General features: G+C 74.4%; 12 protein-coding genes. 6 read left to right on the top strand and 6 right to left on the bottom strand.

What is annotated here, in order from left to right:
• Positions 1-14 precede the first annotated feature (14 nt).
• Entirely contained in the window at positions 15-1,430 is a 1,416-nt protein-coding gene (locus OG937_12925; GenBank protein ID WUD72523.1) for a glycoside hydrolase family 47 protein, read from the top strand.
• A gap of 50 nt (positions 1,431-1,480) precedes the next feature.
• On the opposite strand, the gene OG937_12920 is transcribed toward OG937_12925, so the two are convergent.
• A complete protein-coding gene (locus OG937_12920) occupies positions 1,481-1,975 on the bottom strand; it encodes an OsmC family protein (protein WUD72522.1) in 495 nt (164 codons plus the stop codon).
• A gap of 2 nt (positions 1,976-1,977) precedes the next feature.
• Positions 1,978-2,631 (bottom strand): GntR family transcriptional regulator, encoded by a 654-nt coding sequence (locus tag OG937_12915; protein ID WUD72521.1) that lies wholly within the window; start codon positions 2,629-2,631, stop codon positions 1,978-1,980.
• Between the two features lie 156 nt (positions 2,632-2,787).
• On the opposite strand from OG937_12915, the gene OG937_12910 reads away from it, so the two are divergent.
• A complete protein-coding gene (locus OG937_12910; GenBank protein ID WUD72520.1) occupies positions 2,788-3,237 on the top strand; it encodes an ATP-binding protein in 450 nt (149 codons plus the stop codon).
• A gap of 99 nt (positions 3,238-3,336) precedes the next feature.
• Here OG937_12910 and OG937_12905 read toward each other — a convergent pair whose 3' ends face one another.
• Positions 3,337-4,374, bottom strand: a complete 1,038-nt coding sequence (locus OG937_12905) for a DUF2637 domain-containing protein (GenBank protein ID WUD72519.1) — start codon at positions 4,372-4,374, stop codon at positions 3,337-3,339.
• Positions 4,375-4,760: 386 nt separating this feature from the next.
• Here OG937_12905 and OG937_12900 point away from each other — a divergent pair, with 386 nt between their 5' ends.
• The gene (locus OG937_12900) at positions 4,761-5,573 is read left to right on the top strand and encodes a GntR family transcriptional regulator (protein ID WUD72518.1); all 813 of its coding nucleotides are present in this window, start codon (positions 4,761-4,763) and stop codon (positions 5,571-5,573) included.
• A gap of 3 nt (positions 5,574-5,576) precedes the next feature.
• On the opposite strand, the gene OG937_12895 is transcribed toward OG937_12900, so the two are convergent.
• The 3 genes from OG937_12895 to OG937_12885 form a co-directional block, all read right to left on the bottom strand.
• Positions 5,577-6,344: a hypothetical protein gene (locus OG937_12895; protein WUD72517.1), complete on the bottom strand. Its 768-nt coding sequence runs from the start codon at positions 6,342-6,344 to the stop codon at positions 5,577-5,579.
• 434 nt (positions 6,345-6,778) lie between these two features.
• Complete coding sequence (locus OG937_12890) at positions 6,779-9,649, bottom strand: winged helix-turn-helix domain-containing protein (protein WUD72516.1); 2,871 nt, start codon at positions 9,647-9,649, stop codon at positions 6,779-6,781.
• Positions 9,650-9,815: 166 nt separating this feature from the next.
• Positions 9,816-11,462 carry a PucR family transcriptional regulator ligand-binding domain-containing protein gene (locus OG937_12885; protein ID WUD72515.1) on the bottom strand — a complete coding sequence of 549 codons (1,647 nt, stop codon included), beginning with the start codon at positions 11,460-11,462 and terminating at the stop codon, positions 9,816-9,818.
• A 265-nt stretch (positions 11,463-11,727) separates the two neighbouring features.
• On the opposite strand from OG937_12885, the gene OG937_12880 reads away from it, so the two are divergent.
• From OG937_12880 to OG937_12870, 3 genes are read left to right on the top strand one after another with little or no spacing between them, the layout of a single operon-like run.
• Positions 11,728-12,615 carry an FAD binding domain-containing protein gene (locus OG937_12880; protein WUD72514.1) on the top strand — a complete coding sequence of 296 codons (888 nt, stop codon included), beginning with the start codon at positions 11,728-11,730 and terminating at the stop codon, positions 12,613-12,615.
• A complete protein-coding gene (locus OG937_12875) occupies positions 12,606-13,166 on the top strand; it encodes a (2Fe-2S)-binding protein (protein WUD72513.1) in 561 nt (186 codons plus the stop codon). Before OG937_12880 ends, OG937_12875 begins: the two co-directional genes overlap by 10 nt.
• Before the next feature lie 4 nt (positions 13,167-13,170).
• Positions 13,171-15,552 carry a molybdopterin-dependent oxidoreductase gene (locus tag OG937_12870; GenBank protein ID WUD72512.1) on the top strand — a complete coding sequence of 794 codons (2,382 nt, stop codon included), beginning with the start codon at positions 13,171-13,173 and terminating at the stop codon, positions 15,550-15,552.
• The last annotated feature ends 57 nt before the right edge of the window (positions 15,553-15,609 follow it).

The raw sequence follows: 15,609 nt of genomic DNA, 5'->3' as shown, positions 1-15,609 counted from the left end.
GGGGTTTTCGGGGCATGAGAAAAATCGCGCGTCCCGGCGGGCTCTCCCGGCGCAGATTGCTCGGTGCCGCCGCACGGCTCGCCCCCCTCGCCGCCGTCCCCTCCGTGTCCCTGCCCGGGACGGCGGCGGCCGCCACCGACCCGTACGCGGCGCTCGCCCGCGCGTCCGTCACCGAGTTCCGCAGCGCCTGGGACGCCTACCGCAGACTCGCGTGGGGACGCGACGAGTTGCTGCCGCTCGCCGGCGCCGGCTCGGACTTCTTCATCCCGGGCAGCACCCTCGGCCTGACGATCGTCGAGGCGCTGGACACCCTCTACCTGATGGAGCTGGACGAGGAGCTGGACGCCGGCGTCCAGTGGGTGCGCGATGACCTCGCGCTCGGCCAGGACGCCCCCGTGCAGGTCTTCGAGACGATCATCCGCCTGGTGGGCGGACTGCTCTCGGGACACCTGGCCACCAAGGAACCGGTCCTGCTCGACCGCGCCCGGGAACTCGCGGACCGGTTGCTGCCCGCCTTCACCCGGTCGCCCACCGGGGCCCCCTACCGCTATGTGAACCTGGCCACCGGCGCGGTCTCCGGCAAGGAGAACTACCTCGCCGAGATCGGCACCTGCATCACCGAGTTCGGCGAGCTGTCCCGGCTCACCGGCGACCGGAAGTACTACGACGCCGCGAAGAAGGCCCTGCGCGCCGTCTACGACCGCCGCTCACGGCTGAACCTGCTCGGCACCGGCATGAACGTCGAGACCGGCGCGTGGACGGGCACCACCGCCACCCTCGACCCGCCCGTCGACTCCTTCTACGAGTACCTCTGGGACGGCTGGGAGCTGTACCGCGACGAGGAGCTGCGCACCTGGTACACCACCCTCACCGCGGCCGTCCTCGAGCACCTGACCGAGCGCCGCTCGGGACGGCTCTGGTTCCGCCAGGCCGACATGCGCACGGGCGCCGGAACCGGGCACGCGCAGTCCGAACTGACCGCCTTCTACGCCGGACTGCTCGCCCAGAGCGGACGCGTCGCCGAGGGCGAGGCCTACCACGACAGCTGGGCCGCCACCCTGCGCTCCTTCCGCCTGCCGCCCGAGAGCCTCGACTACCACGGCATGAGCGCCCTGGACGCCTCCTACCCGCTGCGTCCGGAGTACGTGGACTCCTGCCTCTTCCTGTGGCTCGCCACCGGCAAGGAGCTCTACCGGCAGCGGGCCGCCGAGATGTTCCGGCGGCAGAGGCAGTACTGCAGGGTGGCCAACGGGTACACCGTGGTACGTGACGTGACCGCCCGCCCCATGAAGCTGGGCGACCTGACCCCGGCCTACTGGTTCAGCGAGAACGCCAAGTACTACTACCTGCTGTTCGCCCGGGCGCGCCGCTTCGACTACCGCTCCCACTACCTCACCACCGAGGGCAACGTCCTGCGCGGACTGCGCTGACTGCGCTGACCCGGGCGCCGGACGGGGCGGCGGGCGGTCACGGCGGGCGGTCAGCCGCCCGCCGTGACCGTCACCTCCGCCTCGTGGTCCACGGGGAAGGCCACGGAGTTGGCGATGAAGCACAGCCGGTGGGCGTCCGCGTGCAGTGTGACGGCGGCGTCCACCATGGCGGCGGAGGCCACTTCCACCCGGGGCCGCAGCAGGGCCCGCGTGAAGTGGCCGCCGCCGTCGGCGGTCTCCTCCATCGTGCCCTCCGACCGGTCGGTGTAGGAGGTGACCACCACTCCGGCGACGGTGCACACGTGCAGGTACGACAGCATGTGGCACTGCGACAGCGCGGCCAGCAGCAGCTGTTCGGGGTTCCAGCGCGCCGGGTCGCCGCGGAAGGCGGGGTCGGAGCTGCCGGGTATCGGCGGTACGGGCAGACCGGGCGCGGCGATCTCGTGCTCCCGGCCGTACCCGCGGTACGTGCCGGTGCCCGTGCCCCGGTTCCCCGTCCATACGACCTCGGTGGTGTACGTGTGGCGCTTGCTGATGTCGGGCACGGCTAACGCTCCTCCTCCGCCCCGTCCCGCTCGTAGGCGGCACAGGTGTCCATGACGTGCTCACGGGCGGCCGCGTGGGCCTCCCCGGCGTGGCCGGCGGCGATCGCGGCGAGCAGCCGGCGGTGCTGCGCGGCGACCTGACCGGGGCGCTGCGGTGCGGCCAGCGACCGCCGGGTGGAGACCTGGATCTGGTCCCACAGCCGCTCCAGCGACCCGACGGCCACCGGGTTCGCCGACAGGGCGGCGATCCGGGCGTGGAAGCGCCGGTTGTGCCGGACGGCCTCGACCAGCCGGCCCGCGGCCGTGGCCTCCTCCGCGTCCGCCGCGAGCCGCTCCAGCGCGGTCAGTTCGGCGGGCGCTATCTCCCCGCGCCGCTGCCGCTCCGCGGCCAGCTCCGCCGTCAGGCCTTCCAGCACGCCCCGTACCTGGTACGCGTGACGCAGCGCCTCCGGCCCCATGTCGACCACGCTCACCCCGCGCCCCGCCGAGCGCACCAGCCCGTCGGCGACCAGCGCCCGGAACGCCTCCCGCACCGGCGTACGGCTCATGGCCAGCACCGCCGCGGCCTCGAGCTCGGTCAGGCGCTGGCCGGGCGCGTACACCCCGTCCAGGATCAGTTCCCGCAGCCGCGTGCGCGCGGCGTCCGTCTGCTGCACCCCACCACTGTATCCACTGTATGCATTGCATGCAATGCATACAGTGGATACAAGAGCGCTCCGTCTTCGGACCATGACTGGACGTGGTCACAGTGGGGCATGCATTGCGCGTAGATGTTCGAACCCGAAAGGGCGTCAGCGGCCGGAGCGGAGCCGATGGAACGTCAGCCTGTCCAGCCGGGCGGCAGGGAGGCCGGGGGGCCCGTCGAGGCGCGCCGGCTGCACCGGCCTGTCCAGCACGCCGACCTGCCGGCCGTCGCCGACGTCCGCAGGCTGCTGCGTGAGGCGTTACGGAGCTGGGGCGTGCCCGCCCTCGCCGACACCGCCGAACTCCTCACCACCGAACTCGTCACGAACGCCCTCCGCCACACCGACCGCGGCGCCGTCCTCACCGTGACGCTGCTGCCCGGGGCCGACCACCGCCTGCGCGTCGAGGTCCGTGACTTCACGACCCGTCACCCGCGCTTGCGCGCCCCCTCCGACCGTCGCACCTCCGGCCGCGGACTGCTGCTCGTCCAGTCGCTCGCCGACGCCTGGGGGGTGCGCCCCGACGGGGACGGCACCGGGAAGATCGTCTGGTTCGAACTCGACGCCGGGGCCTGCTGACCCGCAGCCGGCCGCGCCGGCGCCCCCGGACGCGCCGCTGCCCCGGCCGGAGGTCCGGGCCGGGGCAGCGAACTGACGAGACGTCACAGATGTTTCGGGTCAGCCGTACTGGCGCTCCAGGTCGGCGAGCTTGCGCTCCAGCGAGTCCAGCTTGGGGAGTGCCATGGTGTCGTCCTCGGCGGTGAGGTCGATCGTCGCACGGGCGACCTCCTCACGGACGGGCGAGAGGGCGGGCCGGGAGCGCGAGGGCAGTTCGGCCTTCTCCGGTTCTATGGCAGGCTCCGCGCCGGCCTGGGCGCCCGCCGCGGCCGAGGAGGGCAGTTCGTACTTGCTGCCGCCGCGGTTCCAGATCCGGTGCTGCCGGTTGATCGCCTTGATGCGGGCGCGCTCCAGACGCTCGTGCTCGCGGCGGCGCAGGGCTTCCTGCTCCTTGCGGGCGCGGTCGTCGCGGACCTCCTCGACGGCCTCGTCCAGGGTGCGGACGTTCTCGAGCAGCATCAGCGACCAGGCGCCGTACGTCTCGCGGGGCGCGCGCAGCCAGCGGACCATGCGGATCTGCGGCAGCGGCCGCGGGATCAGCCCCTGCTCGCGCAGGGCGGCCCGGCGGGTCTGCTTGAGGGCGCGGTCGAAGAGCACGGCCGCGGAGAGCGACATGCCCGCGAAGAACTCCGGGGCGCCGGCGTGGCCGCCGCCGCGGGGCGCGTGCACCCAGTTGAACCAGGCCGCCGCGCCCGCGAACAGCCACACCAGCAGGCGCGAGCCCAGCGCCGCGTCACCGTGGCTCGCCTCCCGCACGGCGAGCACCGAGCAGAACATGGCCGCGCCGTCGAGCCCGAAGGGCACCAGGTACTCCCAGCCGCCGGAGAGGCCGAGGTTCTGCTGGCCGAAACCGACCAGGCCGTGGAAGGACAGCGCCGCTGCGACCGAGGCGCACCCGAAGAGCAGGACGTAGGAGGCCGTGCCGTACAGGGCCTCCTTCTTGCGGCGCCGCTCCTCCGAGCGCTCCCAGGAATCGGCCTGACCCGTCTCCTCCTTGCGGGCCTTGCGGTTGCGCAGGAACACCGCCGCGGCGGCGAGGACCGCCAGACCCACGGCGCACGGGAGCGCCCAGTCCAGCGTTGTGTCCGTAAGTCTCATCGAGCGATTCCTTGCGTCGCAGTACCGTCGCGCTCGGGCCGCGAGACGGCGTCCGCGCGCCATCCTGGCGAACGCCTGGGGCGCGCGATGCGGTTTCAGGGCAAGAGAACGCCAACGGAGGGGTGGCGTGGGACGAGATCGTCAGAATACTCGAACTGGGGAGCGGGTTTGGTTCAGTTGATCGAGTTGAAACCTGTGACCTGACGGGCCATCGGATGACATGGACGAAAGATCCACACGAGATGTGGCAAGCCTCGGACGATCTTGCCGCGGGAGAGCCGTCGCCCAGGGGGCTCGAAGCCGGTCGCGGAGCGTGTTGCAATAGATGGCGGCGCACGTTCCCCGCGGGAGTGCGCCAGCGCACACGACTGTCCTAAGGAGCCCCTGTGGAGTACGCCCCCCGCGCCGTGCGGCGCCCCGCGGCGCCCGCCGCGGCGGCCCCCGGGCTGCGGCCCGGCCACGACGAACGTGTCCGGGGTGCCCACCCGCACGCCGAGCCCGGCACCGAGGCCGTCCCGGACCGCGCCGAAGGGCTCCCCCGGCCGCGCCGGCTGCCCGAGCGGCACACGGTGCGGGACCAGGTCCTGCGTGCCCTGCGCGGCGCCCTGCTCACCGGCGAGCTGCGCCCGGGGGCCGTGTACTCCGCGCCCGCGCTCGCCGAGCGCTTCGGGGTCTCCGCCACCCCGGTGCGCGAGGCGATGCAGCTGCTGGCCCGCGAGGGCGCGGTGGAGGCCATGCCGAACAAGGGCTTCCGGGTCGCCGAGCGGAGCAGCCGGGACCTCGCCGACCTCGCCGAGGTGCGCGCGCTCCTGGAGGTCCCCGTCGTGCTGCGGCTGGCCCGCACGCTCCCCGCGTCCCGCTGGGAGCAGCTGCGCCCGCTCGCCGAGGCCACGGTGGCCGCCGCGGCCCTGGGCGACCGCGCCGCCTACGCCGAGGCGGACCGCGCCTTCCACCGCGCCCTGCTGGAGCTCTCCGGCAATCGGCAGCTCGTGGCCGTCGCCGACGAGCTGCACCGCAGGTCGCAGTGGCCGGTCACCGAGGACCACGGCCACGCCCGCCCCGGGGCCGCCCCGGTGCGCGGCATCAGCGCCCGGTTGATCGCCGACGCCACGCAGCACGCGGCGCTGCTGGAGGCGCTGGTCTCCGGTGACCTGACCACCGTCGAGGCACTGGTGCGCGCGCACTTCTCCGGGGCGTGACGCTCAGCCGGCGTCCACGTCCAGCTCCCCGGCCAGCCACACGGGCACCCCGCCCAGCATCCGGAACAGCCGCGCCGCCTCGGCGCGCAGCCGCCGCGCCTCGGGGTCCGGCTCCACCCCGGCCAGCGCGGTCAGGGCCGGCGCGACCCCGACGGCGTGGCCGAGCTCCACACGGATCCGCAGCGACTCGGTGAAGCCGTGGCGCGCTTCGGCGAGGTCGCCGTCGCGGGCCGCCAGCCCGGCCAGGTGCCGCCAGGTGTACGAGGTCAGCAGCACGTCGTCGTGGGCCACCGCCCCCGCGTGCGCCCGGCGGTACGCCGCCTTCGCCGCTTCCGGGTCGTCGCCCAGGTTCTCCGCGATCAGGCCGCGCCGGAAGTCCAGCAGCGGCCGCCCCGCAGCACCGGGTGCCAGCAGCGCGGCGCTGCGCATCAGGGCGGCCCGCGCCTCGTCCGCCCGGTCGCGGATCCCGAAGAGCGTCGCCACATACGCGAGGTTGCCGCGTTCGCAGGCGGCCTCGCCGCGCTCGTCGTCCGTACGGGCCAGGGCCTCCGCCGAGCGCAGGGCGTCCTCGGCCTCCGCCCAGCCGTCCAGGGTGAACATGCAGCGCTCGATCAGCAGCGCCGCCCGCTGTGTCGCCGCCGCCGGCAACCGCTCCGCATGGGGCGCGAGCAACTGTGCGGCCTCCGCCCAGCACCCGCGGCCCCGCAGCCGCGACACGTCGGGCGGCGCACCGCCGCCCGGCCCCGTCGGTCCCACCTCTGCGTCCGACATGGCGGTGTCCGCCACTTGCCCTCCCCGAAGCGCGTCATCGAGCCGGTTGGGCCGAAGTCCAGCACGACACCGGGTGCCACGCCAAGAGGGCGGACGCCGCGTGATCGATTTCCTGCCCGCCGCTCCGCCCCCTTCGCCCGCAACCGCGGCGCAACTTCCGCGCATCCGCGCCGCATCCGGTGGGGCGCACGGTGTTCACCGGCCCCGCAGGGGCGCACGTCCGATGAGGTCGGGGAGGGACGCATCCTGCGGACGAACCGTGCCCGTGCGGGCGTCGTCGGCCGACCGGCGCGGCGGTCCGCTGGGCGCAGGACCGCAACGACACGACCGGGGGTGTGGACGGCGAGGTCGCCCGCTGCACCTGGCTCGATCTCGCCATCCCGAACCCCCCGTGCGAGATCGGGAAGTGACCCCGGCGCCACCGCGCACGGCCCTCACCGCCCCGCAGGCCCCGCAGGCCACGGGGACCCCGGGCGGCCACCCAGGGCGAAGGAGATCGCGTCCTCCAGGTCCAGCGCGCCGCCGGCCCCGAACGCCTCCTCGTACGCCGCGTCGCCGATCAGCTTGCGGGCCTGCTCGGCGCACAGGTCCTGGGCGGCACGCAGCTCCGCGGAGCCGAACTGCGCCGGGCCGAACGTCTCCCAGACCCGGCGGCTGACGGCCAGCAGACGGGCGGCGCCTTCGGCGTCGCCCGAGGCGAGCGCGGCGTGCGCCAGGGTGTCGACGCACATGGCCACGCCCAGGGTGTCGCCGAGCATCCGGCGCACCGTCAGGGAGGCCCGTGCGTGGGCGACGGCGGACCCGGTCTCCCCGCGGGCGAGGTCGACGGAGCTGCGCAGGCTGCTGCTCCAGGAGCGCGTCCAGATCTCCCCGCGGGAGGCCGACAGGGCCTGCTGTTCGTCGATGGCCTCGGCGGCCGCGTCCAGGTCGCCGTTCATCAGCAGGGCGAAGGCCTCGCCGACCAGCGCCATGGCCAGCCCGCGCTCCCGGTCGGCGGCCCCGGGCAGCGCGCGGCTGAGGCGGACGGCGTCGGCCGCGAGGGCGACGGCCGTGGTGGTGTCGCCCCGCTGGGCCGCGGCGGCACCGAGCAGATGGGCGGCGAAGGCCGCCGCGACGCCGTCGCCGTGTCCGGCGGCGAGCGACCGGCACTCGCCGGCCACCCGGTCGACGGTCTCGGTGTCGCCCTGACCCAGGGCCACGTGACCGCAGGCCCACAGCGCCTTGAGCCGTTCCCGGTCCGGCGCGCGCTCCAGCCGCAGCAGCCGGTCGAGGTAGTGCCGGCCCTCCGTGAACAGCCCGCAGGCCACCCAGAACACCCACAGCGTGCCCGCCAGTTCGAGGCCGGTGCGGTGCTCCTCGGGGCGGGACAGGCAGAAGTCCAAAGCAGAGCGGATGTTGGCGTGCTCGTGGAGCACCCGCCGGTGCCACATGAGCTGCCGCGGCCCGTACCAGTCGTCCTCGAACCGGTGGGCCAGGGCCAGGCAGTGGTCCCGGTGGCGGCGGCGCAACCGGTCCTCCTCGCCGTGTTCCCGCAGACGGTCGGCGCCGTACTCGCGGATCGTGTCGAGGATGCGGAGCCGGACCCCGGGGGCGTCCTCCTCGCGCAGCAGAACCGACTTGTCGACCAGGCCGGCGAGCAGCTCGGGGATCTCCGCGCCCGGAAGCTCAGCGTCGGCGCAGACGTCCCGGGCGGCTTCCGCGTCGAAGCTGCCGGAGAAGACCGACAGCCGCTCCCACAGCAGGCGTTCGGCGGGCGAGCAGAGCTGGTGGCTCCATTCGATGGCCGTCCTGAGCGTCTGGTGCCGGGACAGCGCCGTGCGCCGCCCGACGCCGAGGAACGCGAAGCGGTCGTCGAGGCGTTCCAGGACCTGGTCCACCGACAGGGACCGCAAGCGCACGGCGGCCAGTTCGATCGCCAGCGGGATGCCGTCGAGGAGCGCGCACAGCCGCCCGACCGCCCCCCGGTTGAGCGGGGTCAGCGCGAAGTGCCGGTCGACGGCCCGGGCCCGTTCGACGAACAGGGCCACCGCGTCCGCGACCTCGGCGTCGGTCTCCCCGGCGAGCGCGGCGCCCGGGCCGGGCGGCGGCACCGGCAGGGGCGGCACGACGTAGATCTGCTCCCCGGCGACCCCCAGCGACTCCCTGCTGGTGGCCAGCACGCGGATTCCCGGCGCGCCTTGCAGCAGGGCTTCGGTCAACAGGGCACAGGCGTCGGCCAGATGTTCACAGGTGTCCAGCACCAGCAGGAGCTTCCGGGCGGCCAGATGCTCGCGCAGCGCCTCCAGCGGCGTCCGGAGGGCCCAGTCGTGCAGGTCGAGGGCCTGGGCCACCGCGTGGGCGACCAGGTCGCCGTCCCGCACCGAGGAGAGTTCCACCAGCCACGCCCCGTCGGGGAACGCGGCACCCGCCTCGTCCGCCACCCGCAGGGCGAGCCGCGTCTTGCCGACCCCGCCGACGCCGGTCAGCGTCACCAGCCGTGCGCCGGTGAGCAGTGCGCCCACCGCGTCCACCTCGGCGCGGCGCCCGACGAAGCTGGTGGTCTGGGCCGGCAGGGCGCCCGGCCGGGGCGGCGGACCATCGGAGCGGTCGGACGCGTCGTACGGCCGTGACGGGGCCTCCAGGGCCTCGTCCGCGCGCAGCATCGCCTCGTGCAGCCGCCGCAGCGGTTCGCCGGGCTCGATGCCCAGGTGCTCCGCGAAGAGCGCGCGGGTCTCCCGGAACAGCTCCAGACCCTCCGCGCGGCGGCCGCTTCGGTACAGGGCCAGCATGAGGTGCGCCCGTAACTCCTCGCGGTAGGGGTGGTGCCGGACGAGTCCGGCCAGTTCGCCGACGAGTTCCGCGTGGCGGCCGAGCTCCAGCTCCGCGCCCGCGCACTCCTCGTGCACCCGGGTGCGCAGCTCCTCCAGCCGGGCGGCCTCGGCGGCCACCGGAGGTCCGCCCGGAGCGCCGTCGTAGGCCGGGCCCCGCCACAAGGCCAGTGCCTCGCGGAACAGGGCGGTGGCCCGGACCGGTTCGCCGCGCCGCCGCTCGTGCCGCCCCCGGTCCGTGAGGTCCGCGAAGCGCGCCGCGTCCAGCTCGCCGTCCAGGACCGTCAGCCCGTAGCCCTGCGGCCCGTGGTGCAGCCGCTCCTCCAGGCCCAGCTCACGGCGGAGCCGGTGCACGTGGACCTGCAGGGTCTTGCGCCAGCTCGGCGGGGGCCCGCCCTCCCACAAAGCGTCCCGCAACTGCCCGGCGGACACCGGCCGCCCGCCCCCCGCCAGCAGCAGGCACAACAGCCGGCGCAGCATCGGGGCCGGCAGCGCCACCGTCCGACCCTCCCGGCGCACACGCAACGACCCCAGGACGTCGAACTCGAACACCCGGCCCCCCGAGTTTCCGACCGAGCCTGCCCGAGCCGCGACCGCGGGTCAAGATCCACGGCGACCATGGCGCGACCGGCGTGCGGGCCCCTGCCGACCGGGCGTCCCGCCGTCAGCTCATCCGGAGGGCCAGGAAGAAGTCGAGCTTGTCCTCCAGACGCGACAGGTCGCGCCCCGTCAGTTGCTCGATCCTGCCGATGCGGTAGCGCAGAGTGTTGACGTGCAGATGCAGCCGGTTCGCACAGCGCGTCCAGGAGCCGTCGCACTCGAGGAAGGCCTCGAGCGTGGGGATGAGCTCCGCGCGGTGCCGCCGGTCGTAGGCGCGCAGCGGGTCGAGGAGCCGGGCGGTGAAGGCACGGCGGACGTCGTCGGGGACGAAGGGCAGCAGCAGGACGTGCGAGGCCAGTTCCTCGTGGCCGGCGACGCAGACCCGGCCCGGGCGGGCCGCGGCGACGCGGCGGGCGTGGCGGGCCTCCTCCAGGGCGCCGCGCAGCCCGTCGGCGGAGTGGACGGTGGCGCTGACGCCGATGGTGAGCCGTCCGTCGCCGTCGAGGCCCCGCGTGAGGGGCCCGCGCAGGACGGAGAGCAGCCCCTGGGCGGACAGTTCGGGGGCGGCGCCGTCGGACTCGAGCGACGACAGGGGGACCAGGGCCATCGCCTCCTCGCCCGCGTGGGCGACGGCGATGCGGTCGGCCGGGTCGGGGCCCACCGCGCCCGGGTCGACCAGGGCCTCCTCCAGCAGGGCCTGGGCGACCGGACCGGCGGCCGGCCCGCCACCCGCCCAGTCGACGCGGGCGACGACGACCTGCCAGTGCGGCGCGGTGCCGAGCCCCGGCACCAGTACGGGCGCGGCCACGCGCAGCCGCGCGGCGATCTCGCCCGGCGGCGCGCCGGTCTGCACGAGGTCCATCACCTCTGCGGCGAGGCGGCGGCGCACGGTGCGCGAGGCGTCCCGCCGGTCGCGCTCGACGGCGATGAGCTGGGTGACGCCGTCCAGCAGGTCCAGGCGTTCGGCCGGCCAGTCGCCCGTGTCGGCGTCGACCGCCAGGAACCAGTCCGAGAGCAGGGTGCCCCGTATGTCGTCGGCCGGGTCGCCGCTGCGGATGGGGAAGAGCGAGTAGTGGCGGCCCGCGGTGTAGGCGCGGTGCGGCGAAGGGCGGTCCGTCCGGGCGGCGGCCAGGTGCTCGCCGGCGAGTTCGGCCCGTACGCCGGCGGGCAGCGGGTGATCGGAGCCGGCGATCTGGCGGCCGGTCGTGGACAGCACCCAGGCGCGCAGGTCGAGGTCGCTGCCGAGCAGGTCCAGGACGGCGTCGGGCCCGCCGCCCTCGGGCCCGGAGGTCATCAGCCGGCGGTGCCGTTCCACCACGGCGGCCAGGTCCCCGGCCCGCTCGGTGGACACCTGGCGCACCACGTGCTCGGTGATGGAGGCGAAGGCGACGTCCTCGTCGACCGCGAACAGCGGCAGCCGGTGCCGGGCGCAGGCCAACACCAGGTCGTCCGGGACCGAGCCCAGCTCGGCCTCGCCGGCCGCGAGACCGGCGACACCGGCCGCGGCGAGGATCCGCACGAAGCGCTCGGAGTCGTCCGGCGCGCGGCGCCACGCCAGGCCGGTCAGCACCAGCTCGCCGCCGGAGAGGTAGCGGCTGGGGTCCTTCAGGTCGGTGGTCATCACGCCACGGACCGTGCGGTCCAGCTCCTCCTCGCCGCCGAGCAGCCGCAGGCCGAGGGCATCGGTGTCCAGCAGTGCGCGCAGCCGCATCGTCGTCGCCTTGTCTCGAACGCTTCCGTCTCTGAGGCGGTACCAGGGTGGCGCCCACTCGATTGCATCGGTGTTGCCGTGTCGATGCCGACAGGTTTCAGGTCCGCGTCTTTCGGAGGAATCTACAAGACCAGCTTACCGACCAGCGAAGTGCTTCATGCGTTCGGTGACTGCACCCGGCACGGTGCCCGGACGTGTACTGGGTCACACAGCGTGCACAGGACATGAAAAGCCATCCCGTCCCCCGAGGAAGAAGAGAGCGCTCATGGACTTCCTGCGTCCCGCGACCTGGGAGGAGGCCCTCGCCGCCAAGGCGGAGCACCCCACGGCCGTACCCATCGCGGGTGGCACCGACGTGATGGTCGAGATCAACTTCGACCACCGCCGGCCCGATGTCCTGCTGGACCTGAACCGCATCCGCGACCTGTACGAGTGGGAGGTGGGGGAGGAGACCGTACGGCTGGGCGCCGCGGTTCCCTACACCCGCGTCATCGAGGCCCTGGGCAGGGAACTGCCCGGCCTCGCGCTCGCCGCCCGCACCGTGGGCTCGCCGCAGATCCGCAACCGCGGCAGCGTCGGCGGCAACCTCGGCGCCGCGTCGCCTGCCGGGGACGCGCACCCTCCGCTGCTCGCCGCCGGCGCCGAGGTGGAGGCGGTGTCCGTACGCGGCACCCGGCTCATCCCGGTCGAGGAGTTCTACACCGGGGTGAAGCGCAACGCCCTCGCCCCGGACGAGCTGATCCGCGCCGTGCACATCGCCAAGGCCGACGGCCCCCAGCAGTTCTCCAAGGTCGGCACCCGCAACGCCATGGTCATCGCGGTCTGCGCCTTCGGCCTGGCCCTGCACCCGGCCACCCGCACGGTGCGCACGGGCATCGGCTCGGCGGCGCCCACGCCGGTCCGCGCCACCACCGCCGAGGAGTTCCTGACCGCGGCGCTGGAGGAGGAGGGCCTGTGGGACAGCGCGGGGACCGTCCCGCCGTCCGTGGCCCGCCAGTTCGGGGAGCTGGTCGCGGCCTGCGCCAGCCCCATCGACGACGTACGCGGCAGCGCCGCCTACCGCCGCCACGCCCTGCAGGTCATGGCCCGCCGCACCCTCGGCTGGACCTGGGACGAGTACTGCGGCAACGAGAGGAGCGCCCGATGCGCGTGACCTTCACCGTCAACGGACGGCGCCAGGACGCCGACGACGTGTGGGAGGGCGAGAGCCTGCTGTACGTCCTGCGCGAGCGCATGGGCCTGCCCGGCTCCAAGAACGCCTGCGAGCAGGGCGAATGCGGCTCCTGCACGGTCCGGCTGGACGGAGTGCCGGTGTGCGCGTGCCTGGTCGCCGCCGGCCAGGTGCAGGGCCGCGAGGTCGTGACCGTCGAGGGCCTGGCGGACTTCGCCAAGGAGCGTGACACGGGCGAGGCGGGCCCCGGCACCGACCCGGGCGCCGCACAGCAGTGGCAGGCGCGTCCCGCCGGCCCGGCCACGCAGCTGTCGCCGGTCCAGCAGGCCTTCATCGACGCCGGGGCCGTCCAGTGCGGCTTCTGCACCCCCGGGCTGCTGGTCGCCGCCGACGAACTGCTGGAGCGCAACGCCCAGCCCACCGACGGCGACATCCGCGAGGCCCTCTCCGGCAACCTGTGCCGCTGCACCGGCTACGAGAAGATCCTCGACGCGGTCCGCCTCGCGGCCGCCCGCACGGGGACGGAGGCCTGACGCCATGGGCGTGACCCGTACCCCCACCCCCACCACCCAGGGCAGCGAGACCCGCGGCGGCATCGGCGAGTCCACCCTGCGCCCGGACGGCGTCCTCAAGACCACCGGGGAGTTCGCCTACGCCTCCGACCTGTGGCACGAGGACATGCTCTGGGGCCACACGCTGCGCAGCCCGCACGCCCACGCCGAGATCGTCTCCCTGGACGTCTCGCAGGCGCTGGCGCAGGCCGGTGTGCACGCCGTGCTCACCTACGACGACCTGCCGACCGACGTGCGGCACTACGGGCTGGAGATCCAGGACACCCCCGTCCTCGCCCACGGCCGGGTCCGCCACCACGGCGAACCGGTGGCGCTGGTCGCCGCCGACCACCCGGAGACCGCACGCCGTGCCGCCGCCAAGATCCGGGTCACGTACCGGGAACTGCCCGTCGTCGTCGACGAGGCGACCGCCACCGCCCCCGGCGCGCCGCTGCTCCACGAGGACCGCACCGACCACCACAGCGGACACGTCCCGCACCCCAACATCGTCCACCGCCAGCCGATCGTCCGCGGCGACGCCGACGCGGCCGCCCGGCGCGCCGACGTGATCGTCACCGGCGACTACGAGGTCGGCATGCAGGACCAGGCGTTCCTGGGCCCCGAGTCGGGCCTCGCCGTCCCCGCCGAGGACGGCGGCGTCGACCTCTACATCGCCACCCAGTGGCTGCACGCCGACCTGCGCCAGATCGCCCCCGTCCTGGGCCTGCCCGAGGAGAAGGTCCGCATGACGCTCTCCGGCGTCGGCGGCGCCTTCGGCGGCCGCGAGGACCTGTCGATGCAGATCCACGCCTGCCTGCTGGCGCTGCGCACCGGCAAGCCCGTCAAGATGGTCTACAACCGCTTCGAGTCCTTCTTCGGGCACGTCCACCGGCACCCCGCCAAGCTGCACTACGAGCACGGCGCCACCCGCGACGGGAAGATCACCCACATGCGGTGCCGCATCGTGCTGGACGGCGGCGCCTACGCCTCCTCCTCGCCGGCCGTCGTCGGCAACGCCTCCTCCCTCAGCGCCGGCCCGTACGTCATCGACGACGTCGACATCGAGGCCCTCGCGCTCTACACCAACAACCCGCCCTGCGGCGCCATGCGCGGGTTCGGCGCGGTCCAGGCCTGCTTCGCCTACGAGGCGCAGATGGACAAGCTGGCCGCCGCCCTCGACATGGACCCGGTGGAGTTCCGGCAGATCAACGCCATGTCCCAGGGCAGCGTCATGCCCACCGGGCAGGTCGTCGACTCCCCGGCGCCCGTCGCGGAACTGCTGCGCCGGGTCAAGGCGATGCCGATGCCGCCCGAGCGGGAGTGGGAGAGCGCCGGCGGATCCGTGGACGTGCGCGCCCTTCCCGGCGGGCTGTCCAACACCACCCACGGCGAGGGCGTCGTCCGCGGCGTCGGCTACGCCGTCGGCATCAAGAACGTCGGCTTCTCCGAGGGCTTCGACGACTACTCCACCGCCCGCGTCCGCCTGGAGGTGATCGCCGGCGAGCCGGTGGCCACCGTGCACACCGCGATGGCCGAGGTCGGCCAGGGCGGCGTCACCGTCCACGCCCAGATCGCCCGCACCGAGCTCGGCGTCACCCAGGTCACCATCGACCCGGCCGACACGCGGGTCGGTTCGGCCGGCTCCACCTCCGCCTCCCGGCAGACATACGTCACCGGCGGCGCGGTGAAGCACACCTGCGAGGCCGTGCGCGAACGCGTCCTGGAGATGGGCCGGGCCAGGCTCGGCACCTACCACCCGGCCTGGGCCACCGCCGAACTCCTGCTGGAGGGCGGCAAGGTGGTCACCGACGGCGGCGAGGTGCTCGCCGGGCTGGCCGAGGTCCTCGGCGACGAGGCGATCGACATCGAACTGGAGTGGCGGCACCGCCCCACCGAGCCCTTCGACCTGCGCACCGGCCAGGGCCGCGGCCACGTCCAGTACTCCTTTGCCGCGCACCGCGCGGTCGTGGAGGTCGACACCGAACTCGGCCTGGTCAAGGTCGTCGAGCTGGCCTGCGCCCAGGACGTCGGCAAGGCCCTCAACCCGCTGTCGGTCGTCGGCCAGATCCAGGGCGGCACGACCCAGGGCCTGGGCCTGGCCGTCATGGAGGAGATCCTCGTCTCCGACAAGGCGAAGGTCCGCAACCCCTCCTTCACCGACTACCTGATCCCCACCATCCTCGACACGCCGCCCATCCCGGTCGACGTCCTCGAACTCGCCGACGACCACGCCCCGTACGGGCTCCGGGGCGCCGGCGAGGCCCCGACCCTGTCCTCCACCCCGGCCGTCGTCGCCGCCATCCGCGCGGCGACCGGTCTCGCCCTGGCCCGCGTACCGGTCCGGCCGGAGCACCTGACCGGTACGTGAGACAGCTCCGCCCGGCGCCGTCCGGCGCCGGGCGGTCGCCGCACCACTCTCGGGCCG

Source organism: Streptomyces sp. NBC_00510, from assembly GCA_036013505.1.
Classification (GTDB): Bacteria; Actinomycetota; Actinomycetes; order Streptomycetales; family Streptomycetaceae; genus Actinacidiphila.
This window is presented reverse-complemented; position numbering and strand designations above follow the sequence as displayed.